Here is a 21344-nt window from a genome sequence, read left to right on the forward strand (position 1 = left end):
CACGTGGCGTATCCACAACAAGCCGGGCGGTACCGGATGGGCAGTTTAAAATAGCGGTCGTTTTTTCCGCCCCGGAACGGATTTCCTCGCGTCCATGACAGATAACAATCACGTACACAAACAGCCACTGCCTTCCCTTGCGATTGCCGCGATCGGAGTGGTGTTCGGCGACATCGGTACGAGCCCGTTGTACGCGCTGAAGGAAGCCTTCAGTCCGTCGCACGGCATCCCGTTGACCGATCAGTCGATCCTTGGCGTTATTTCGCTGCTGTTCTGGGCGATCGTGATCGTGGTCGGCGTCAAGTACGTGCTGTTCGTGATGCGCGCCGACAACAACGGCGAGGGCGGCGTCCTCGCGCTGATGGCGCTGGCGATGCGCTCGGTCGATCAGAAATCGAAAATGGCCGGCCTTCTGATGATGCTCGGCATCTTCGGCGCCTGCATGTTTTACGGCGACGCGGTGATCACGCCGGCAATCTCGGTGATCTCGGCGGTCGAAGGTCTCGAAATCGCCGCGCCGCATCTGGCGCATCTGGTGATTCCGCTGACCGTCGTGATCCTGATCGTGCTGTTCTGGATCCAGCGGCACGGCACGGCCACGGTCGGCCGTCTGTTCGGGCCGATCATGACGCTTTGGTTCCTCGTGCTCGCCGTGCTCGGCCTGTGGCACATCGTGCAGTCGCCGAATGTGATCCAGGCGCTCAATCCCTACTACGCGTACACGTTCATGGCCGCGCACGTGCTGCAGGCCTACGTGGTGCTCGGCTCGGTCGTGCTGGTGCTGACCGGCGCGGAGGCGCTGTACGCGGACATGGGCCACTTCGGCGCGCAGCCGATCCGCATGGCGTGGTACGTGCTCGTGATGCCTTCGCTCGTGCTGAACTACTTCGGCCAGGGCGCGCTGCTGATGCACGACCCAAAGGCGATCGAAAATCCGTTCTTCCTGCTCGCGCCGGACTGGGCGTTGTTGCCGCTCGTCGTGCTGTCGACGGTCGCGACGGTGATCGCGTCGCAGGCGGTGATTTCGGGCGCGTACTCGCTGACGAGCCAGGCGATCCAGCTCGGCTACGTGCCGCGCATGAAGGTCCTGCACACGTCCGAACTCGCGATCGGGCAAATCTATGTGCCGGTCGTGAACTGGATGCTGCTGTTCATCATCCTGTGCATCGTGATCGCGTTCAAGAGCTCGGACAATCTGGCGGCCGCGTACGGTATCGCGGTGACGGCAACGATGGTGATCACGACGATCCTTGCCTGCGTCGTGATGGTGAAGGTGTGGAACTGGAACAAACTGCTGGTTGGGCTCATCATCGGCGTGTTCATGGTGGTCGACCTGGGCTTTTTCGGCGCGAACCTGCTGAAGGTCGAAGAGGGCGGCTGGTTGCCGCTGTGCATCGGCGGCCTGCTGTTCTTCCTGCTGATGACGTGGTTCAAGGGCAGGATGATCGTGAAGGAACGCACGGCCGCCGACGGTATTCCGCTGATGCCGTTCCTGCAAGGCCTGCTCGCGCATCCGCCGCATCGCGTGTCGGGCACCGCGATCTATCTGACCGGCAGCGATTCGCTGGTGCCGGTGAGCCTGCTGCACAATCTGAAACACAACAAGGTGCTGCACGAGCGCACGATCTTTCTGACCTTCGTCACGCGCGACATTCCGTACGTGAAGGACGCCGATCGCGTGACCGTGAAGGACATGAACGGTGGCCTGTGGCTGGTGAAGGCAGCCTACGGCTTTAACGAAACGCCCGACGTGAAGGCGGTGCTGCTCGACGTCGGCCGCACGCACGACATGAGCTTCGAATTGATGGACACGTCATTCTTCCTCGCACGCGAAACGGTGGTGCCGACGCAATTGCCGGGCATGTCGGTATGGCGCGAGCGTGTGTTCGCGTGGATGCATCAGAACGCCGCGAAGCCGACCGACTTCTTCAGCATCCCGGCTAACCGGGTCGTGGAACTGGGAACGAAGATCGAGATTTGACGGCTCGCGCGTGACGTGCGGGTGCGCAAACAAAAAGCCCACGCAATGCGTGGGCTTTTTGTTCATGCGCGCGTGCAAGCGGTTGAGCGCGCGACGCAGTCATGTCACGGACCGGAGCGCGTGCGACGACGTGCTCCGGTCCGTGACGCTCACTTCTGCTTGAGCTTCGCAAACGCAGCCGCCATCGCGCCGCCCGGCTCCGGTTCGCGCGAGCGTTGCGGCGCACCGCGTCCCGCTCCGCCGCGATTGAAGCTGCCGCCCGAGCCACCGCGATCCTGCTGCGCACCGCCGCCGCTGCGCGCGGCCGCTGCACCGGGTTCGTCGTCGAGACGCATCGTCAGTGCGATACGCTGGCGCTTCACGTCGACTTCGAGCACCTTGACCTTGACGATCTGACCGGCTTTCACGACCTCATGCGGGTCCTTCACGAACTTCGTCGACATCGCCGACACGTGCACGAGGCCATCCTGATGCACACCGACGTCGATGAACGCGCCGAACGCCGCGACGTTCGTCACGACGCCTTCGAGCACCATGCCCGGGATCAGATCGCTGACCTTCTCGACACCTTCGCGGAACGTCGCGGTCTTGAACTCGGGACGCGGATCGCGGCCCGGCTTCTCGAGTTCGACCAGGATGTCGCGCACGGTTGGAAGACCGAAACGCTCGTCGACGAATTCGGTGGGTGACAGTCCGCGTAACGCGTCGCGATTGCCGAGCACTTCGCCGACCTGCTTACTGATCTTCGCGAGGATGCGCTGGACGACCGGATACGCTTCCGGGTGCACCGACGAACGGTCGAGCGGATTCTCGCCGTTATTGATGCGCAGGAAGCCGGCAGCTTGCTCGAAGGTCTTGTCGCCGAGACGCGGCACCTTGCGTAGATGCTCGCGCGACGGGAACGGCCCGTTCGCATCGCGATAGTCGACGATGTTGCGCGCGAGCGTTGCGTTTAAACCCGACACCCGCGCGAGCAGCGCGACCGACGCGGTGTTCGCATCGACGCCGACCGCATTCACGCAGTCTTCGACGACCGCGTCGAGCGAGCGCGCGAGTTCGCGCTGGTTCACGTCGTGCTGATACTGGCCGACGCCGATCGCCTTCGGCTCGATCTTCACGAGCTCGGCGAGCGGGTCCTGCAGACGTCGCGCGATCGACACGGCGCCGCGCAGCGACACGTCCATGGCGGGGAATTCCTTCGCGGCAAGCTCGGACGCCGAGTACACCGACGCGCCGGCTTCGGACACGACGATCTTCTGCAGCTTCAGCTCCGGATGACGCGCGATCAGCTCGCTCGCGAGCTTGTCCGTCTCACGCGACGCGGTGCCGTTGCCGATGCTGATCAGCTCGGCCTGCGTTTGCGCGGCGATTCGCGCGAGCTTCGCGAGCGAGCCGTCCCAGTCGCGGCGCGGCTCGTGCGGGTAGATCGTGTCGGTCGCGAGCACCTTGCCGGTGCGGTCGACCACCGCCACCTTCACGCCGGTGCGCAAGCCCGGATCCAGACCGATCACGGCCTTCGGACCAGCCGGCGCCGCGAGCAGCAGGTCCTTCAGATTGCGCGCGAACACGCGGATCGCTTCGTGTTCGGCTTCGTCGCGCAGATTGGTCAGCAGCTCGTTTTCGAGGTGCGGCTGCACCTTCACGCGCCAGCACCAGCGGCACACGTCGGAGAGCCACTTGTCGGCGGGGCGGTTCTGATTGGCGATGCCGAAGTGCCGCGCGATCAGCGCTTCGCCCGGGTGCGGCACCTGCGCGTCGAGCTCTTCGCCGAGGCCGAGCTTGATCATCAGCACGCCGGCATTGCGGCCGCGGAACAGTGCGAGCGCGCGATGCGACGGCACCGTGCGGATCGTTTCGGCGTAGTCGTAGTAGTCGCGGAATTTCTCTTCTTCCGCGGTTTCCTTGCCTTCCACGACCTTCGACGACACCACGCCCTGGTTGAACAGATAGTCGCGCAGCTTGCCGAGCAGTTCGGCGGTCTCGCCGAATTGTTCGGAGAGGATGTCGCGCGCGCCGTCGAGCGCGGCCTTCACATCGGCGACGCCTTTGTCCGCGTCCACGTACGCCGCGGCTTCGGCTTGCGGATCGAGCAGCGGATTGCCGAGCAGCGCGTCGGCGAGCGGCTGCAAGCCGGCTTCGCGCGCGATCTGCGCGCGCGTGCGGCGCTTCGGTTTGTATGGCAGATAGAGGTCTTCGAGCACCTGTTTGCTGTCGGCGCCTTCGATCGCGCCGCGCAGCTCGTCGGTGAGCTTGCCCTGTTCGTCGATGCTCGCGATGATCGCCGCGCGCCGGTCTTCCAGCTCGCGCAAATAGACTAGGCGTTCCTCGAGATTGCGCAGTTGCGTGTCGTCGAGATTGTCGGTCACTTCCTTGCGATAACGCGCAATGAACGGAACGGTCGCGCCTTCGTCGAGAAGTCCCACTGCGGCCGCGACCTGGCGCGGCTGGACGGACAGTTCGGTGGCGATGCGCTGGACGATCTTGAGTGCTACGGTTTCCGTCATAAGGTCTTGGTGTTCCTGCGGACTCAGTGATGGGCCGCGCGCGGGCGGCAAATCGGGGCAGGCCGGGCGTGCGCCGCGACCAGGTTGCTAGAGCGGGGCATTTTGCCATAAATGCCAAAGGGCTCAACCGTGGGGTGTTAGAATTTCGGGCATGTTCCGTTGACCCTCTACGACGTTGCCAATCTCCTTGTCCCTCAACCGCCTGGTCTCTTCGCTGGCGTCAGGTTCACTGCCGGGTTCACCGCCGGGTTCGTCTCAATTGCCGCTGGTTTCTTTGCGCTCGTTCGGTCGGTCGGCTTTAACGGCTGCCGCGTCGTGCGTGATCGCCGCAGCGCTCGTTGTGCCGGTGTCGGCCGCGGCGCAAAGCGCGACGCCCGCGCAAGGTACGGCGCCCGTCGCGGGCTCGGGCCCGCAAGCCGCCGCAACCGCCGACGGCCCTCAAAGCGCAAGTGACGTAGCCGTGCTGGACAAGTCGTTCGACGAGCGGCAACAGGTGCTCAATCAGCGCACCGACGACAACAACTATCAATTCGCTGTCGCGCAACACAACTGCTACAGCCGCTTCTTCGTCAATCACTGTCTGAACCGCGCACGCGACGCGATGCGCAGCGTGCAGGCGGACATCCGCAAGGAACAGCTCGCGCTTGACGCCGAGCAGCGTGCGCAGCGCGCCCGTGAACGCGACGAACGCACCGCGTTGCGGCGCGCGCAAAACGAGGCGGAAGCGCCGCAACGTGCCGCCGAAGACGCGCGCAACGAGCAGGCGTATCAGGAAAAGCAGCGTCAGCACGCGCTCGATCAGGCGCAGCACAACGCCGAGGCGCCGCAGCGCGAAGCCAATGCGCAGGCCTACGCGGAGAAGCAACGTCAGCACGCGCTCGATCAGGCGCAGCGCAACGCCGCGGCACCGCAGCACGAAGCCAATGCGCAGGCCTACGAGGAGAAGCAGCGCCAGCACGCGCTCGATCAGGCGCAGCGTGGTGTCACGCCTGCGCAGGCGGCGGCCAATCAGAAGGCCTACGACCAGAAGCAGAGCGACTACCAGCGCAAGCTCGAGGAAGCGCGTCGGCAGGGTGCGCAAAAGGCCGCGGAGCGCCAGCAGAAACAGGAGACTTTCGAGCGGAAGCAGGCCGAGGCCGCGCAGCACAGGCTCGATGTCGAAGCACGTCAAAAGCAGGCCGCCGAGAAGGCCGGGCAGAAGCGTCAGGACGAGTTGAAGCAGCAACAGCTCGAAGAGCAGCAAAAGCAGCAACAAGAGCAACAGTAAGCGTGCTGTAGTGGCTGTATCGTAGAGTAAGCCGTGGCGGTCGTGGCCAGGGCCGCCGTAGTCGCCGTAATGCGTTTTGAGGCGGACAGCAACCTCAGGCATCGGACCGCGCGCACGCGGTTCGTGCCGCCGACCAGAGGAGGCGAGCATGCGCGATCGTCATCACGTCATCGACGCAAACACACTTCGCGACCGCATTCTGCAACTGGAATCGGAGCATAGTGGACTCGACCGGTTGATCGACCGGATGTCGGATGAACCCGGCATCGACGACTTCGAGTTGCAGCGCCTGAAAAAGCGCAAACTTAAAGTCAAGGACACCATCATCTTGCTGCAATTGCAGCTCGAACCGGACGCGCGCGCCTGAGTTCGCGGCCTGGCAGGCGCCGGGCGCGCAGCGCGCGAGCCGGACTTAGCAGGAACGCTTGCCTTGAATTCATCGCATGACACTTCATCCCGGGCCGCGCCGGACAACGCATCTGCTTCGGGCACGCCCGCGCCGCGCGCGGCAGCACCGGTGCCAGGTGTGTCGCTGAATGGGCGCCGCGCGAGCGAGCTCGACGACATCTTCGCCGACAACGGTCTGCTCGCACGGCAGATCGACGGTTATCGGCCGCGTGCGTCGCAGATCGAGATGGCGCGCGCGGTTGCCGCGGCGATGGAGGCGTCGGGCCGCGCGATGCCCGAGCCCGCGATGTTCGAGACGCAGAAGCGCCCGGCGCGGCGCCTGCATCAGACCGGCGCTGAAGCCGTCTCTGAGTCGACCGGGAGCAACGCGCAAGCCGATGGCGTCGACGGTGGTGAGAATACGCTGATCGTAGAGGCGGGTACCGGCACCGGCAAGACCTATGCGTACCTCGTGCCGGCCATGCTGTGGGGCGGCAAGGTGATCGTCTCGACCGGCACCAAGCATCTGCAGGATCAGCTGTTCCAGCGCGACATTCCGACCGTGCGCGACGCGCTCGCGGTGCCGGTGTCGGTCGCGATGCTGAAGGGCCGCGCGAACTACCTGTGCCATTACTACCTGCAACGCACCGCGGACAACGGCCGTCTGCCGTCGCGCCAGGAGACCTCGTATCTGCAGGACATCGTGCGCTTCGCGAAGATCACGCGCACTGGCGACAAGGCCGAACTCGCGAGCGTGCCGGAAACGGCGCAGGTGTGGTCGATGGTCACGTCGACGCGCGACAACTGTCTCGGCCAGGAGTGTCCCCACTACAAGGACTGCTTCGTGATGCAGGCGCGCCGCGAAGCGCAGCAGGCCGATATCGTGGTGGTCAACCATCATCTGTTTTTCGCCGACATCATGCTGCGCGATACCGGCATGGCGGAGCTGCTGCCGACTGCGAATACGGTCATCTTCGACGAAGCGCACCAGTTGCCCGAAACCGCGACGCTGTTTTTCGGCGAGACGCTATCGACCGCGCAGTTTCTCGAACTCGCACGCGATTCGGTGGCCGAGGGCCTCGGTCACGCACGCGATGCGGTCGATTGGGTCAAGCTCGGCGCGACGCTCGAGCGCGCCGCGCGCGACGTGCGGCTCGCGTTCAAGGAAGACTCGGTGCGTCTGTCGATCGGCCAGCTGCCCGACGATCACCCGCTGTTCGCCGCGCTCGAGACGCTCGAGGCCGAGCTCGACGCGTTGGCCTCGGCGTTGGCGGGCCAGGCCGAGCGAGCCGAATCGCTCGGCGCGTGTTTGCGTCGCGCGCGCGAGTTGCAGGACGTGCTGAGCGGCTGGACCACGCCACCCACGAGTGCAGAACGCGACGCGGTTGCGACCCGCGAGGGTGACGCCAGCGCGGAGCGCGCCGATCCGAATGAAAAGGTGCGCTGGATCGAGGTGTTCTCGCACACGGTGCAACTGCACGAAACGCCGTTGTCGGTCGCGCCGATTTTCGCGAAGCAGCGCGCCGGCGTGCCGCGCGCGTGGATCTTCACATCGGCGACGCTGTCGGTGCGCGGCGACTTCACGCACTATGCGGCGCAGATGGGCTTGAACTCGAAGCGCTCGATGACATTGCCGAGCCCATTCGACTATCCATCGCAAGGACTTCTGTACGTACCGCGCAATCTGCCACAGCCGTCATCGCCGATGTTCACCGACGCCGTGTTCGATGCCGCATTGCCCGCGATCGAAGCCTCGGGCGGCGGCGTCTTCATGCTGTGCACGACGCTGCGCGCGGTGGATCGTATCTCGGCGAAGCTGCGCGACGCGATCGAGTCGCGCGGCTGGGACTATCCGCTGCTCGTGCAGGGCGATGCGAGCCGCACCGAACTGCTCGACCGCTTTCGCGCCTACGGCAATGCGATCCTGGTCGGCAGTCAGAGCTTCTGGGAAGGGGTGGACGTGCGCGGCGACGCGCTGTCGCTGGTCGTGATCGACAAGCTGCCGTTTGCGCCGCCGGACGATCCCGTGCTGGCCGCGCGGCTCGACGCACTGACGAAGAAGGGCTTGAGCCCGTTCGCCGTGCATCAGCTGCCGCAGGCCGTCATCACGCTGAAGCAGGGCGCCGGCCGGCTGATTCGCGCGGAGACCGATCGTGGCGTGCTGATGATCTGCGATACACGTCTCGTCGATAAACCTTATGGCCGCCGCATCTGGCAGAGTCTGCCGCCGTTCAAGCGCACCCGCGAGATCGACGTGGTGCGTGAGTTCTTTGAGGAGAGCGCTGGGCCAGCGGCGCCGGTTCGATAGGGGGATGTGTTCCACACATGCGACGAGCTCCGCAGCGGAAAGCGGCCCTGAATGACAAAACGCCACGGATGTGAATCCGTGGCGTTTTTCTTTGCCCGTTTGCGGCCCGCGCCGTTTCCGGCCAGCCTCCAAACGTTTCGTGCGCAGGCGCTGTAGCGGGAGCGCCGCTACAGCGCCGAACCGTTGCGGCTTACTGGCTTGCGCCTGCTGCCGGCGATGCTGCTTCAGCCGGCGATGCTGCCTCGGCCGGCGATGCTGCTTCGGCCGGCGATGCTGCTTCGGCCGGCGATGCCGCAACTGCCGGCGATGCTGCTTCAGCAGGCGATGCTGCCGCCGGTGCGGACGCAGCTTCCGACGGTGCAGCAGCCTGATCGTTGCTCTTGTTGCATGCAGCGAGTGCCACAACTGCCAACAGGGATGCTACGAGGAGGGATTTCTTCATGATCACGTCCTTTTATGGTTTAAAGGTAAGCAACAGCGCAAAATAAAACCGGTAATGTGCTCCAACACCGACCTGGGCCGCTGGTGGAGATGCTCTTTTGACGAGCTGGAATCTTCCCTACGGCTTGGGCGGAAATTATATGCACTTTCGTACTGACAGTCGATAAATGCGGGTCAATACGTTGTCTTTCTCATACAAAATTTCACCGTACGGTATAACAGGCGGGCAGAGTTACGCAATCTCGCCTACCTGTATCCAGCCCGCACAATACCACTCGTGTAGCAGTGCTGTCACCGATGAATCGTGTGATAGTGTTACAAAGCGTATCGCACTCATGCACCGCAGATTTGCGAGTTCAAACAGCCATTTTTTCACGCCGGTCCACGATATTTCTTCTCCATTTACGAAGAAAAAACGTCGTTCATACAACAGGTTAGTCTTGCGATCGAGCCGTAGACCGGATCTCGACGCCGCGCCGATGAAACGGGCTTCGTTGAGCGGCCGTTGCGGCGGATCGAAGACGACACTCGGCTTGGGTTCGCTGAGGTACGTGCCAAGGAACGACGCAATGTCCTGCTCATTCCATCGCACTTTAGCAAGCATCGCGCCCACCCGTTCGACGAGCGCCGCGGGCAACTCGGCCGGCTGTTCGACGGCGGCCTGCCGTGGGTCGCGATAAAGGGCGCCCGCCTTGCCCGTGGCCTCTCCGCGCTCGGCCAGGTGGTACAGGAACTGCGCGGTCAGCTCGCTTTCGGAGGGCGCGCGAAAACCGATCGAGCAGGTCATGCATTCGCCCTCGGCGATGCCGTCGTGCGCGATGTGCGGCGGCAGGTACAGCATGTCGCCGGGCTCGAGTACCCACTCCTGTTCGTGCTCGAAGTGCTGTAAAACCTTCAACGGCAAGCCGGGCTGCAGCGTCAGATCTTTCTGCGCGCTAATGCGCCAGCGGCGCTTGCCTTTTACTTGCAAAAGAAACACATCGTAGGAATCGAAGTGCGGGCCGACGCCGCCGCTATCGGTCGCATACGAAATCATCAGGTCGTCGAGACGCGCGTCCGGCACGAAACGGAAACGGTCGAGCAACGCGCGCGCGCGGTCGTCCTGCAGATCCACGCCCTGCACGAGCAGTGTCCATGCGCGCTGTTTGACGGACGGCAGTTCGTCGGGCGCGAACGGGCCGTGCTCCAGCTGCCATTTGTTGCGGAAGTGCGTGATCAGGCGCGCTTCGACGTCGTCCCGATCGGCCAGCTCGAACAGCTCGTCGCGCGACAGCGGCGCTTCGATGTCCGGAATCGCCTGACGGATCAGCAGCGGCTTTTTCTGCCAGTAGCGGCGCATGAATTGCGACGGGCTCAGATGGCCGAGAAGTGCGGTCGGAACGTCGGGCGAGGGCGGAAGAATGGGCCGCGTGGCCGGCTTTGCAGCAGACGGCGAATTGCGTGCCGAACCTGCATCGGCCGGGAGGTGGGTGGGCCGCCTGGGCATCGTATAATGTGAGTTGTATTCTGGAGAATCGAATGAAAATCGCAAAGAACACCGTCGTGTCGGTCGCCTACAAGCTGTCGGATGCGCAGGGCAATCTGATCGAGGAAAGCGAAGAGCCGATGGTCTATCTTCACGGCGGCTATGATGGCACGTTCCCCAAGATCGAGGAAGAGCTCGACGGCCACGAGGCTGGCTTCGAGACCCAGATCCAGCTTGAGCCGCAAGACGCGTTCGGCGAATACGATCCTGACCTTGTGAAGATCGAGCCGCGCGATCGCTTCCCGGAACCGCTCGAAGTCGGCATGCAGTTCGAAGGCACCCCCGAAGATGGCGACGAGGAAATCGATGCGCTGGTGTACGTGGTGACCGACGTCGCGGAAGACAAGGTCGTGCTCGACGGCAATCATCCGCTCGCCGGCATGGCGCTGCGTTTCGCGTTGACCGTCAAAGACGTGCGTCCGGCAACTGAAGACGAAATCCAGCACGAGCACGCGCATGGCGCGGACGGCCTCGAAGTTCTCGACGACGATGAAGACGAGGACGAAGAAGACAGCTCAAAACCGACCCTGCACTGAGCTTGCGGGCATGCGCGGTGTCGTCGCGGGGGCAGACGGCACCGATGCGGGCAACGCAGGCGAGGCTGGCAGTATCGAACCCGGCGGCATCGAGATAGCGGGCCCATAGTCGCCGCCGCCCTGGTCGGACGGGATGCGCGGCTGCTGCTCCTGCGACTCTCCAGGTGTCTGCAATACGGGCGGCAATTCCGACGCCGGCCCGAAACCTTCCACATTCGGCATCTCCGGCGCAACCGGCATCGACGCGCCGGATTCGCCGCGCGGCGATGCGGGCGGCAAGACCGGCGGCGTGGTGGGCAGCGGCATCTGCTTCGGCACGTCGCGCACGCTGACTCTGAACGGCGGCTTCCTGCCGAAATCCGCTTCTATCTGAATCCATTGGTTGAGACGATCATGCGGCGCGAGCGCAATGCGCGTGAGGTTCGTCACGACCGTCCCCTTGTCGTTGCGTAGCGGCTGATCGATGACGAAACCGCCGGCCGGCCGGTCCTCGTCTGCATGAATGACGACCACGGGTCCGGGGAAAATCTGCGCGAGCCTGAGCAGACTGCGCTTGAATTCCAGAAAGCCGTCGCGGCGCGAGCTATGTGCGAAGTGCAGCCAGGCGAACCGTTCGGGTCGCTCGTAGCGCTCCGGGTCGAAGTCGCCTTGAATGAACACGACGATCGCGCGCGCGTCGCGGCGCTTCGCGTATTCGGCCGCGTGCTCGAGCCAGAATGCGTTGGCGATCACGCGATCTTCGAACTCGCCGTTGCGGCCGCCCGCGCTCAGGTAGCGGTTGTTCGGACCCGGCGCGTTCAGGCCGATGAAGACGATGTCGCCGGCTTTGGTGTTCGCTTTGTCGTTCGTTTTTTCGTTGACCACCCAGCGCACGTTTTCACGGAACGGGCGGAAGCGCGACACCTCGCTCTCCCGCGTCAACGCGATCGGGTTCTGCCCCATCGACGTTGGATCGGCGAACAGCGTTTGCCGCAACTGGTCGAGCCGCTCGACCGGATCGAAGCCGCCGGCTTCCGCCGTGCCGCAATCGACCCAGTCATGCTGGCCGGGGATAAAGAAGAGGGCAGTGCGCGAGCTGTCGAGCAGCGCGTGGCGGCGCTCGAACAGCGCGTCGCGGCAAACTTCCTTTGGCCCCTTCAGATTGCCGTCGTAGACGATGAAGCGCACATCGTGCTCGCGGCCGATCGCCTCGAGCAGCCGTTGCGTGGCGGCTTCGTCGGCGGGGCTGTGCATCGTGCCGGAAATCACCGCGAACGCGAAGCGCGAGGCCTCAGCGTGCGCCGGCACGGTCCATGCGCACACTGCCACGAGCACGACGATGCCGCCTGCTGGTGCGAGCACGTGGCGCAGCGCCGCGCGAAGCCCGCGCGGGCGCGGCGGGTGTCCCGGCGTGTCAGTGGTCCGCATCCGGCGCGACGGCCAGTTCATGCAGTTCGTACAGCAGATCGAGCGCTTCGCGCGGCCGCAGATCGTTCGGATCGATGCCGCGCAGACGCTCGACGAGTGTCTGCATCGCGGGCGACGCGGGCGACGCGGGCGTTGCGTCGCTCGCCGCCTCGTGGTCGTCGTCCGCATCTTCAGCGAGCATGGCAGGCTGCGTCGCGAACAGATCGAGTTGCGGCGCGGGCTGCGCGGCCGATTGCTGCTCCAGATGCGCGAGATGCTTGCGTGCCGCGCGGATCACCGCGTTCGGCACGCCGGCGAGTTGCGCGACCTGCAGACCGTAGCTCTGATTGGCGGGCCCTTCGTCGACCGCGTGCAGGAACACGATGCCGTGCCCGTGCTCGACTGCCGACAGATGCACGTTGGCCGCGTGCGGAAACTCCGCGGGTAGTTGCGTCAGCTCGAAATAGTGCGTCGCGAACAGCGTGTAGCAGCCGTTGTGGGCGAGCAGGTGGCGCGCGATCGCCCACGCGAGCGCGAGGCCGTCGAAAGTCGACGTGCCGCGGCCGATCTCGTCCATCAGCACGAGGCTTTGCGATGTCGCGTCGTTGAGGATCGCGGCGGCTTCGGTCATCTCCACCATGAAGGTCGAGCGGCCGCCGGCGAGGTCGTCGGCCGCGCCGATGCGCGTGAAGATGCGGTCGATCGGTCCGAAGGCCGCGCGCCGCGCTGGTACATAGCTGCCCACGTAAGCGAGCAGCGCGATCAGCGCGGTCTGGCGCATGAAAGTCGACTTACCGCCCATGTTGGGACCGGTGATCAACAGCAGCTTGCGCTCGGTCGCGAGTGAGCAATCGTTGGCGATGAACTGCTCGACTTGCGCCTCGACCACCGGATGACGACCCTGCTCGATGTCGATACCCGCGTTCGCCGAGAACGTCGGCGCAACCCAGTCGAGCGCGCGAGCGCGTTCGCCGAGCGCGGCCAGCAGATCGAGTTCGGCGAGCGCGAGCGCAACGCGCTGACAGTCGGGAATGAACGGCAGCAACGATTGCAGCAACGCGTCGTACAGTGCGCGTTCGCGCGCGAGCGCGCGTTCCTGCGCGGACAGCGCTTTGTCCTCGAAGGTTTTCAGCTCGGGCGTGATGTAGCGCTCGGCATTCTTCAGCGTTTGCCGACGGCGATAGTCGTCCGGCACCTTGTCGGTCTGGCCGCGCGTGACTTCGATATAGAAGCCGTGCACCTTGTTGTACTCGACGCGCAGATTGCTGATGCCGGTGCGCGCGCGTTCGCGTGTTTCGAGATCGATCAGGAACTGTCCGCAGTTCTCCGAAATATCGCGCAGTTCGTCGAGCTCGGCGTCATAACCACGCGCGATGACGCCGCCGTCGCGCACCATCGCGGCCGGCTCTTGCGCGACCGCGAGCTTCAGCAAATCGGCGCACGCGTGCGGCGGTTCGAGCGCCGCGTCGATGCGCGCGAGCGAATCCGCGTTCGAGGCCACCGCTGCGAGCTGCGCGCGCAATGCAGGTAGCGCGATGAAGGTATCGCGCAGGCTCGACAGATCGCGCGGCCGCGCCGACAGCAGCGCGAGACGTCCGGTGATCCGTTCGATGTCCGAAATCTGCCGCAATGCGCTGCGCAATGTATCGAGGTCGGCGCCCGGCGGCGCGTCGAGCAACGCGCCGATCGCCTGCTGACGTGCCTGCGCCACCGCCGAATCGCGCGGCGGATGATGCAGCCAGTGCCGCAGCAGGCGGCTGCCCATCGTCGTGCAGCAGGTGTCGAGCAGCGAGCACAGCGTCGGCGATTCGGTGCCGCGCAGTGTCTCCGTGAGTTCGAGGTTGCGGCGCGTGGCCGGATCGAGGCCGATGTATTCGGATTCGTATTCAACCTTCAGGCTGCGCACATGGCGCAGTTGCTGGCCCTGCGTGGACGCCGCATACAGCAGCAACGCGCCGGCCGCCCCGCACGCGCAACCGAGCGAATGCGCGCCGAAGCCGTCGAGGCTCGCGACTTCGAGCTGGTCGCACAGGCGCTTCGTGCCCGAGGTGATATCGAAGTGCCAGGCCGGTACACGCTTGAGCGCGCTGGCGTTGACAGGCGGTGTCCAGCTGGTCGAATCGGCGGTGGCGTCGGCGACCAGAATTTCCGCGGGACGGATGCGCTCCAGCGCGGCGGCGACCTGATCGGGCGCGACTTCGGCGAGGCGCAGCGCGCCGCTCGCGAGATTGAGCCATGCGAGACCGACGCTCGTGGCGACACCGCGGCGATTGTGCGCGACGCCCAGCGCGAGCAGATAGACGTCGCTCTTGTCGGACAGCAGCGCGGCGTCGGTCAGCGTGCCAGGCGTAACCACGCGCATGACCTTGCGCTCGACCGGGCCTTTCGAGGTGGCCGGGTCGCCGATCTGTTCGCAGATCGCGACCGATTCGCCGAGCTTCACGAGCTTGGCCAGATACTGTTCGACAGCGTGATGCGGCACGCCGGCCATCTTGATCGGATTGCCCGCCGACGCGCCGCGCTGCGTGAGCGTCAGGTCGAGCAGGCGCGCGGCTTTTTCCGCGTCGTCGAAAAAGAGTTCGTAGAAGTCGCCCATCCGGTAGAACACCAGCGTGCCCGGATGCTCCGCCTTGATGCGCAGGTACTGCTGCATCATCGGCGTGTGTTGTGCGACGTCGTTGGCCGCTGCGGTTTGAATACCCATCCTTCGTGTCTTCTTGCGGTAGATGCTCAGGGCGTGAGTTTAACCCGCCGGCGCGGCGAGCGGACCCTGGCCGAACGGACGATGCCCAACACAAGAGCTGAATGTCAGCATGACCGATTCGATCAAAGCGGGGGGTGCGCGCCGTCGCGGCGGGTTACGGCCGTCGAGCCGAGCCTCGCGCTGTCATTGCTGGAGCACCGTGATGCATTCATTCCTCGATCATCGCCCGCATGTCCACCCTGCGTTCGTTCGCCGCGCTGCGGCGTTTCGCGAGCCACATCAGCAGCGTGATGAAGGTGCCGAACACGACGATGATCCACTGCGCGGGCATCTTCGCCGTGAGCAGCAGCGCGTACACGCCGAGCATCAGCAGCACCGCGAGGTTCTGGTTGAAATTCTGCACGGCGATCGAGTGACCGGCCGACAGCAGCGTCGCGCCGCGATGCTGCAGGATCGCATTCATCGGCACGATGAAAAAGCCCGACAACGCACCGAGCACGATCATCAGCGGATAGGCCAGCAGAATGTAGTAGGGCGCGACGTGCGTGCCGAAGCGCAGGCCCGCGCCCGCCGGGAACAGGTCCTTGTTGTAAAAGGCCATCGCGATCGCCACCGCGCCCGTCAGCACGCCGACCGGCAACACCTTCAGCGAGTGGCGCAATGGAATCAGCGCGGCCGCGCCCGCCGCGCCGATCGCGATGCCGAAGCCGGTCACGCCTTGCATCACCGCCGCCTTCGACAACGACAGCCCGAGGTTCACGTTCGCCCATTTGAGCACCAGCAGCTGCATCGTCACGGCGGCGCCCCACATCAGCGTGGTCACCCACAGCGCGATCTGCGCGAGCTTGTCGGCCCACAGCACCCGGAAGCAGTGATGGAAATCGCCGACCAGCTTATTCGGCTCGGTCAGCCGGTTCGGATAGCGCGCGCCAGTGTCCGGAATGAAGATGTTGATCGCGGCGGCGATCGCGTAGGTGAGCATGACCGCGCCCATCGCGAGATCGGCGGCCGAGCGGATCAGCGGCATATGCGCACGCGTGACGAAATGCTCGAAGACGGTGCTGATCAGCGCACCGCCGAGCATCGTGCCGGCGATCGTCGACAGCACCGTCGCTGATTCGAGCCACGCGTTCGCCTGCACGAGCTTTTCGGCGGGCAGCAGCTCGGTGAGGATGCCGTACTTGGCGGGCGAATACGCGGCTGCGCCGAAGCCGACCACGCCGTAGGCGATCATCGGATGAACGCCCAGAATCATCATCAGGCAGCCGCTCGCTTTCAGCGCGTTGGAGATGAACATCACGTGACGCTTCTGCATCGAATCGGCGAACGCGCCGACGAATGGCGCGAGCAGCACGTACGAGATCGTGAAAAAAATCTGCAGCAGCGGCGTAACCCACGCGGCCGAGCGCATCACGGAAAGCAGGGCGATGGCGGCGATCAACAGCGCATTGTCGGCCAGCGACGAAATGAACTGTGCCGCGATGATCGTATGGAAGCCTTTTTTCATGGGGCAGATTGGAGGCTGCGCCCGGGGCGAAAGTCGGGCAGGGTCAAAGCGGCATGGAGCAGGGAACGGTCCCGGCCGAGTACCGCCCCGAATGACTTCCCGCTTTTTAGCACGACGCTCCGGACACTGGAGCGCCGCCAACAGAAAAGCGGCCGAAGCCGCTTTTCTCTGCAACCGTTATGCGTTGCCGCGGACCGGCCGCGGCGGCGCACCTTACGCCGACTGCTGACGCGTGCGGCTGTAGCGCGACAGGATTGGAACCATCTGCGCGTAGACCTTCGGGTTGCCCGCGACGACTTCGCCGACGTGCAGGAACTCCGAATCACCGGTGTAGTTGCCGACCAGGCCGCCGGCTTCGGTGATCAGCAGGCTGCCCGCCGCGACGTCCCATGCGTTCAGGCCCTGCTCGAAGAAGCCGTCCATGTGGCCGGCCGCGACGTTGGCCAGATCGAGCGCGGCGGCGCCCGGACGGCGCAGGCCGGCGCAGGCTTCGGTCATCTCGGCGAACTGACGGCCGTACGATTCGAGGCTGTCCTGCGCGCGGAACGGAAAGCCGGTGCCGATCAGGCAGTCGGCCAGGCGGTCACGCTTGGCGACGCGGATGCGGCGATCGTTGAGAAACGCGCCACGGCCGCGCGATGCGGTGAACAGATCGTTGCGGGTCGGATCGTAGACGACGGCCTGCGTGACGACGCCCTTGTGCGCGAGCGCGATCGACACGCAGTAGTAAGGGAAGCCGTGGATGAAGTTGGTGGTGCCGTCGAGCGGATCGATGATCCACTGGTATTCGGAATCGTGGTCCGACTTGCCCGACTCTTCGGCGAGGATGGCGTGATCGGGATAGGCGGTCTTCAGTGTTTCGATGATCGCCGCTTCGGACGCTTTGTCGACTTCCGTGACGAAATCGTTGTGCTGCTTTTTGCTGACCTGAATCAGGTCGAGATCGAGCGATGCGCGGTTGATGATCTGAGCTGCGCGGCGCGCGGCCTTCACAGCGATATTGAGCATGGGATGCATAAACTGATCCTTGTGCCGGGGCAGCACGGCTGCCGGCCGGTAAATAAGCGCGAAACTGCGCTGACGGGCGCCGCAACGACGCAAAAACAGCACGGAACAGCAGACCGGCTATCAAACCGGAGAGCATTCCGTCGACGGAGACGAATTGAATAAGAACGGTGCGACCGGTTCGACGCAAGCTTCAGCAAACGTCGGCGCCGGACGCGAAATGCGGTATTTTACCTGAGTCCGGGCGCCCTCGCGCAGGTGCTCGCTCACGTGCGGCTGATGTACCGCACAGGCGCCCGCCGGTGCCGGTCCGATGCTGCGCCCTCGTCCGCGCGCGTGGCTCGCGCGTGCGCCTGATTCGGCATAAGTGCCCGTTGGCGCTACCATACGCGTCTTGAGTCCTAGCCAGCCGAGTTTCATCGTGGATCACACCCACCATTCCTCCGACCCCGCCGTGGCCGATTTGCGCGGCGGCTTCACGTCGACGCGTTTCGTGCTGGTCGAGCCCAGCCATCCGGGCAATGTCGGCGCCGCGGCGCGCGCGCTGAAAACCATGGGCTTTTCGCGGCTCGTGCTCGTGTCGCCGCGCGTGCCGAACGTGCAGAACGACCCCGAAGCGATCGCGATGGCGAGCGGCGCCGATGACGTACTCGCCTCCGTGCACGTGGTGCCGTCGCTCGCCGATGCACTGACTGGCGTGCACTGGTCGATTGCGCTCACCGCGCGGCTGCGCGAATACGGTCCGCCGCAATGGACGCCGCGTGCGGCTGCCGCCGCCGCGCACGCAGAGGCGATGCACGGCGAGATCGCGCTGGTGTTCGGCAACGAGCGCACGGGCTTGTCGAACGAGGACGTCGAGCGATGCAGCGCGATCGCGCATATTCCGGCCAATCCGGCCTATAGCTCGCTCAATCTCGCGCAGGCGGTGCAGGTGCTCGCCTACGAGCTACGCACCGCGTACCTCGGCGCCGACGAAGCGAGCGACGGCGCACCCACCGCGGGAGCACACGCGGCGCCGGCCGAATCCGCCGCTCCACGCGCGCAGATGGCGGCCAGCGACGAGATCGAGAGCATGTTCGCGCATCTGGAAAGCGCACTGGTCGCGCTCGAGTTTCTCGATCCGGCCAATCCGAAGAAGCTGATGTCACGGCTGCGGCGGCTCTTCGCGCGCTCGGGCCTCGAGCGCGAGGAGGTCAACATCGTGCGCGGCATCGCCAAGCACATCCTGCTCAAGACCAGGCGGACCGGCTGACGGTCCGTTGACCAGCCCGTGACGGCGCACCTGATGCGCCGCCTTCGTCTGACGACAACCTTGCAGGTGACGGGGACTTCCGGCAGGTTTCGCGCAATCGCCCTACAATCCACGAAACGTTAGAAGCAAAGCTGCCGCCGTGCTAAGCGGCAGCGATGCCGTTAGCTATGGCGCGAAACGCAGAGTCCCGCATGCGCAAACCGCGCGGATTCGCTCACGCAGACGGTTTTCCCCCAACAATACAGTCCCTGCCATGTTCACGAGACTTCGCGAAGATGTTGCCACCATCCGCGAGCGCGATCCCGCCGCCCGCAGCGCATGGGAAGTGCTCACGTGTTATCCGGGGCTGCACGCGCTCGTGCTGCATCGGATCGCTCACGCGTGCTGGCGCGCGAAGCGCCGCTGGCTCGCGCGTTTCGTGTCCCAGATGGCGCGCTTCATGACCGGCATCGAGATTCATCCGGGCGCGAGCGTCGGGCGGCGCGTGTTCATCGATCACGGCATGGGCGTCGTGATCGGCGAGACCGCGCAGATCGGCGACGACTGCACGATCTACCAGGGTGTGACGCTCGGTGGCACGTCGCTCACGCGCGGCGCGAAGCGGCATCCGACGCTCGAGCGTGGTGTGATCGTCGGTGCGGGCGCGAAGGTGCTCGGCGGCTTCACCGTCGGCGCGGACGCGAAGATCGGATCGAACGCGGTCGTGACGAAGCCGGTGCCCGCGCGTGGCACGGCGCTCGGCAATCCGGCGCGGATCATCGTGCCGGCCGCGGCGGCTGCGAACGATGCGAACGGTGCGAACCCGAATGCGAACAACGCCGCGCGTGACGCGAAGCGCGGCAGCGAAATCAGCGCGTTTTGCGCATACGGCATCACGCCCAACGCGGACGATCCGGTTTCGCTCGCGATTCACGGTCTGATCGACCATGCGGCTACTCAGGCGCGACGTATCGATGAAATCGTCGATGCGCTCGAGCGGCTCGGCACGAGCCTCGAAGGTCTGCAAGGCGCGGATGCCGCGTTGCTCGATTTGCGGCGGCTATCGGCGGCGATCGCGGGGAAGGTGGAGGGGCTGGCGGGGGAGCGCTAGGTATCGGCGCCTCGGCAGCGCGAAGCGCACGCCGTACCCACGAGGTCAATCCAGCGGCAACGCTCGAATCCCGTCGGCATCGATCTTCAGATAGCCGCCCCGGCGCTCGCCGTGATCGAGATCCCAGTCGGGCAGAACCCAGCGCGTGCCGCCCGGCTCGCGATGTCGTGCGGGCAGATGGGTATGCCCATGAATGATCGTCGCGGTCTTCGATTTCCTGAACAGCGCGGCGACACCTTGCGGGGTCACGTCATACTTGATCGGCATCGGCCGCGTGCGGCCATGCTCGCTCTTCGAGCGCATGTTCTCGGCGAGCTTGCGACGCCAACGAAACGGCCACGCGAGAAACAGAATCTGCGCGAGTCGATTGCGCGCGAAACACCTGAACAACTGATAGCCGCGATCCGCGGTGCACAGACCATCGCCATGGGCGAGCGCAATGCGCGTGCCGAACGCGGTAATCACGAACGGATCGGGCAGCCAGATGGCGCCGGCCGCTTTCATGAAGCGCTTGCCCAGCAGAAAGTCGCGGTTGCCGTGCATGATGTAAAGCGCGATGCCGCGCTCGGACAGCGTGTGCAGCAGCGCCGCAATATGGGCGACGAACGGCTCGCTCAGCATGTCGTCGCCGACCCAGTACTCGAACAGGTCGCCGAGGATGAACACCGAGTCGGCCGCTTCCGCGCTCACGCGGATGAAATGCTCGAACGCGGCGACCGTGCGCGGAATCGCCTCGCTCAGATGCAGATCGGAGAGGAAGAAAAAAGGGCGCGCGGCGTGCGGGCGTTGGCCCTCGCCTGGCACGCCCGCGGCGACGCTTCGCAGCGGCGTCTCTTGCAGCATTGAAGGTGCCTGATTTCAGTTCAAAGGAGTCGACGCCCGCATGAGGCGCGACTCACTCACGGTTTAGCCGACGACGACAGCTTTTTCGATCACGACATCATCGACCGGCACGTCCTGATGGAAGCCCTTCGAACCGGTCTTGACCTTCTTGATCTTCTCGACCACGTCCATGCCTTCGACGACCTTGCCGAACACCGCATAGCCCCAGCCTTGCGGCGTCGGCGACGAGTGGTTCAGGAAGTCGTTGTCGTTCACGTTGATGAAGAATTGCGCGGTCGCCGAATGAGGGTCGTTGGTACGCGCCATTGCGATCGAGCCGTTCTCGTTCTTCAGACCGTTGTTCGCCTCGTTGGTGATCGGCTCGGCCGTCGGCTTCTGCTTCATACCGGGTTCGAAGCCGCCGCCCTGGATCATGAAGCCGTCGATCACGCGGTGAAACACCGTGTTGTCGTAGTGGCCGGCCTTCACGTAGTTCAGGAAGTTCTCGACCGACTTCGGCGCCTTTTCGGCATTCAGCTCGAGTTTGATGAGGCCGTGGTTCGTATGCAGTTCAACCATGATGGAATCCTTTGATGAACAGGTGGATAAAAGGCGCGGCGCGTCGTCAT

The 21344-nt window shown here is 64.7% G+C and carries 16 protein-coding genes; 7 read left to right on the plus strand and 9 right to left on the minus strand.

Annotated features, from left to right (window positions below; translation table 11 throughout):
• Window positions 1-94: 94 nt before the first annotated feature.
• Window positions 95-1981, plus strand: coding sequence for a potassium transporter Kup (locus tag OKW35_RS34580; protein WP_429554425.1), 1887 nt, complete (start codon window positions 95-97; stop codon window positions 1979-1981).
• Window positions 1982-2130: 149 nt separating this feature from the next.
• Here the strand turns inward: OKW35_RS34580 and OKW35_RS34585 are convergent, their stop codons facing one another.
• Complete coding sequence (locus OKW35_RS34585) at window positions 2131-4485, minus strand: Tex family protein (RefSeq protein ID WP_429554426.1); 2355 nt, start codon at window positions 4483-4485, stop codon at window positions 2131-2133.
• 319 nt (window positions 4486-4804) lie between these two features.
• Between OKW35_RS34585 and OKW35_RS34590 the strand changes: the two genes are divergently transcribed.
• From OKW35_RS34590 to OKW35_RS34600, 3 genes are all read left to right on the plus strand, one after another.
• Window positions 4805-5752, plus strand: a complete 948-nt coding sequence (locus tag OKW35_RS34590) for a hypothetical protein (RefSeq protein WP_429554427.1) — start codon at window positions 4805-4807, stop codon at window positions 5750-5752.
• A 148-nt stretch (window positions 5753-5900) separates the two neighbouring features.
• Window positions 5901-6119 carry a DUF465 domain-containing protein gene (locus OKW35_RS34595; protein ID WP_013089766.1) on the plus strand — a complete coding sequence of 73 codons (219 nt, stop codon included), beginning with the start codon at window positions 5901-5903 and terminating at the stop codon, window positions 6117-6119.
• 63 nt (window positions 6120-6182) lie between these two features.
• Window positions 6183-8447 carry an ATP-dependent DNA helicase gene (locus tag OKW35_RS34600; RefSeq protein WP_429554428.1) on the plus strand — a complete coding sequence of 755 codons (2265 nt, stop codon included), beginning with the start codon at window positions 6183-6185 and terminating at the stop codon, window positions 8445-8447.
• Between the two features lie 190 nt (window positions 8448-8637).
• Here OKW35_RS34600 and OKW35_RS34605 read toward each other — a convergent pair whose 3' ends face one another.
• Window positions 8638-8889, minus strand: a complete 252-nt coding sequence (locus OKW35_RS34605; protein ID WP_167368596.1) for a hypothetical protein — start codon at window positions 8887-8889, stop codon at window positions 8638-8640.
• A gap of 231 nt (window positions 8890-9120) precedes the next feature.
• A complete protein-coding gene (locus OKW35_RS34610; protein ID WP_184057281.1) occupies window positions 9121-10374 on the minus strand; it encodes a cupin domain-containing protein in 1254 nt (417 codons plus the stop codon).
• Window positions 10375-10406: 32 nt separating this feature from the next.
• Here OKW35_RS34610 and OKW35_RS34615 point away from each other — a divergent pair, with 32 nt between their 5' ends.
• On the plus strand, window positions 10407-10949 hold the full coding sequence (locus OKW35_RS34615; protein WP_184048969.1) for an FKBP-type peptidyl-prolyl cis-trans isomerase: 543 nt from the start codon (window positions 10407-10409) through the stop codon (window positions 10947-10949).
• Here the strand turns inward: OKW35_RS34615 and OKW35_RS34620 are convergent.
• The 4 genes from OKW35_RS34620 to OKW35_RS34635 all read right to left on the minus strand — a co-directional run bounded on the left by OKW35_RS34620 (window position 10929) and on the right by OKW35_RS34635 (window position 17563).
• Window positions 10929-12377 (minus strand): hypothetical protein, encoded by a 1449-nt coding sequence (locus OKW35_RS34620; RefSeq protein ID WP_429554429.1) that lies wholly within the window; start codon window positions 12375-12377, stop codon window positions 10929-10931. The genes OKW35_RS34615 and OKW35_RS34620 overlap by 21 nt on opposite strands.
• Window positions 12343-15039: a DNA mismatch repair protein MutS gene (gene mutS, locus OKW35_RS34625; protein ID WP_429554430.1), complete on the minus strand. Its 2697-nt coding sequence runs from the start codon at window positions 15037-15039 to the stop codon at window positions 12343-12345. The genes OKW35_RS34620 and mutS overlap by 35 nt, the downstream gene beginning before the upstream one ends.
• 208 nt (window positions 15040-15247) lie before the next feature.
• Window positions 15248-16546, minus strand: coding sequence for a lysophospholipid transporter LplT (gene lplT / locus OKW35_RS34630; protein WP_184057277.1), 1299 nt, complete (start codon window positions 16544-16546; stop codon window positions 15248-15250).
• A gap of 213 nt (window positions 16547-16759) precedes the next feature.
• Entirely contained in the window at window positions 16760-17563 is an 804-nt protein-coding gene (locus OKW35_RS34635) for an inositol monophosphatase family protein (RefSeq protein ID WP_184057275.1), read from the minus strand.
• 409 nt (window positions 17564-17972) lie between these two features.
• Between OKW35_RS34635 and OKW35_RS34640 the strand changes: the two genes are divergently transcribed.
• Complete coding sequence (locus OKW35_RS34640; RefSeq protein WP_090800702.1) at window positions 17973-18803, plus strand: RNA methyltransferase; 831 nt, start codon at window positions 17973-17975, stop codon at window positions 18801-18803.
• 253 nt (window positions 18804-19056) lie between these two features.
• Window positions 19057-19893 (plus strand): serine O-acetyltransferase, encoded by an 837-nt coding sequence (cysE, locus tag OKW35_RS34645; protein ID WP_429554431.1) that lies wholly within the window; start codon window positions 19057-19059, stop codon window positions 19891-19893.
• Between the two features lie 45 nt (window positions 19894-19938).
• Here cysE and OKW35_RS34650 read toward each other — a convergent pair whose 3' ends face one another.
• Together OKW35_RS34650 and OKW35_RS34655 are read right to left on the minus strand one after the other, a co-directional pair.
• Window positions 19939-20736: a UDP-2,3-diacylglucosamine diphosphatase gene (locus tag OKW35_RS34650; RefSeq protein WP_090800699.1), complete on the minus strand. Its 798-nt coding sequence runs from the start codon at window positions 20734-20736 to the stop codon at window positions 19939-19941.
• 63 nt (window positions 20737-20799) lie between these two features.
• The gene (locus OKW35_RS34655; protein WP_090800697.1) at window positions 20800-21294 is read right to left on the minus strand and encodes a peptidylprolyl isomerase; all 495 of its coding nucleotides are present in this window, start codon (window positions 21292-21294) and stop codon (window positions 20800-20802) included.
• Window positions 21295-21344: the final 50 nt, after the last annotated feature.

It is taken from the genome of Paraburkholderia sp. MM5477-R1 (assembly GCF_050436385.1).
Lineage (GTDB): Bacteria > Pseudomonadota > Gammaproteobacteria > Burkholderiales > Burkholderiaceae > Paraburkholderia > Paraburkholderia tuberum.

Excerpts from the sequence above, each read along its gene's own strand:
- OKW35_RS34580 (WP_429554425.1), top strand. The coding sequence starts at position 95 with ATGACAGATAACAATCACGTACACAAACAGCCACTGCCTTCCCTTGCG.
- OKW35_RS34585 (WP_429554426.1), bottom strand. The coding sequence starts at position 4,485 with ATGACGGAAACCGTAGCACTCAAGATCGTCCAGCGCATCGCCACCGAA.
- OKW35_RS34595 (WP_013089766.1), top strand. The coding sequence starts at position 5,901 with ATGCGCGATCGTCATCACGTCATCGACGCAAACACACTTCGCGACCGC.
- OKW35_RS34605 (WP_167368596.1), bottom strand. The coding sequence starts at position 8,889 with ATGAAGAAATCCCTCCTCGTAGCATCCCTGTTGGCAGTTGTGGCACTC.
- OKW35_RS34610 (WP_184057281.1), bottom strand. The coding sequence starts at position 10,374 with ATGCCCAGGCGGCCCACCCACCTCCCGGCCGATGCAGGTTCGGCACGC.
- OKW35_RS34615 (WP_184048969.1), top strand. The coding sequence starts at position 10,407 with ATGAAAATCGCAAAGAACACCGTCGTGTCGGTCGCCTACAAGCTGTCG.
- OKW35_RS34620 (WP_429554429.1), bottom strand. The coding sequence starts at position 12,377 with ATGAACTGGCCGTCGCGCCGGATGCGGACCACTGACACGCCGGGACAC.
- mutS (WP_429554430.1), bottom strand. The coding sequence starts at position 15,039 with ATGGGTATTCAAACCGCAGCGGCCAACGACGTCGCACAACACACGCCG.
- lplT (WP_184057277.1), bottom strand. The coding sequence starts at position 16,546 with ATGAAAAAAGGCTTCCATACGATCATCGCGGCACAGTTCATTTCGTCG.
- OKW35_RS34635 (WP_184057275.1), bottom strand. The coding sequence starts at position 17,563 with ATGCATCCCATGCTCAATATCGCTGTGAAGGCCGCGCGCCGCGCAGCT.
- cysE (WP_429554431.1), top strand. The coding sequence starts at position 19,057 with ATGTTCACGAGACTTCGCGAAGATGTTGCCACCATCCGCGAGCGCGAT.
- OKW35_RS34650 (WP_090800699.1), bottom strand. The coding sequence starts at position 20,736 with ATGCTGCAAGAGACGCCGCTGCGAAGCGTCGCCGCGGGCGTGCCAGGC.
- OKW35_RS34655 (WP_090800697.1), bottom strand. The coding sequence starts at position 21,294 with ATGGTTGAACTGCATACGAACCACGGCCTCATCAAACTCGAGCTGAAT.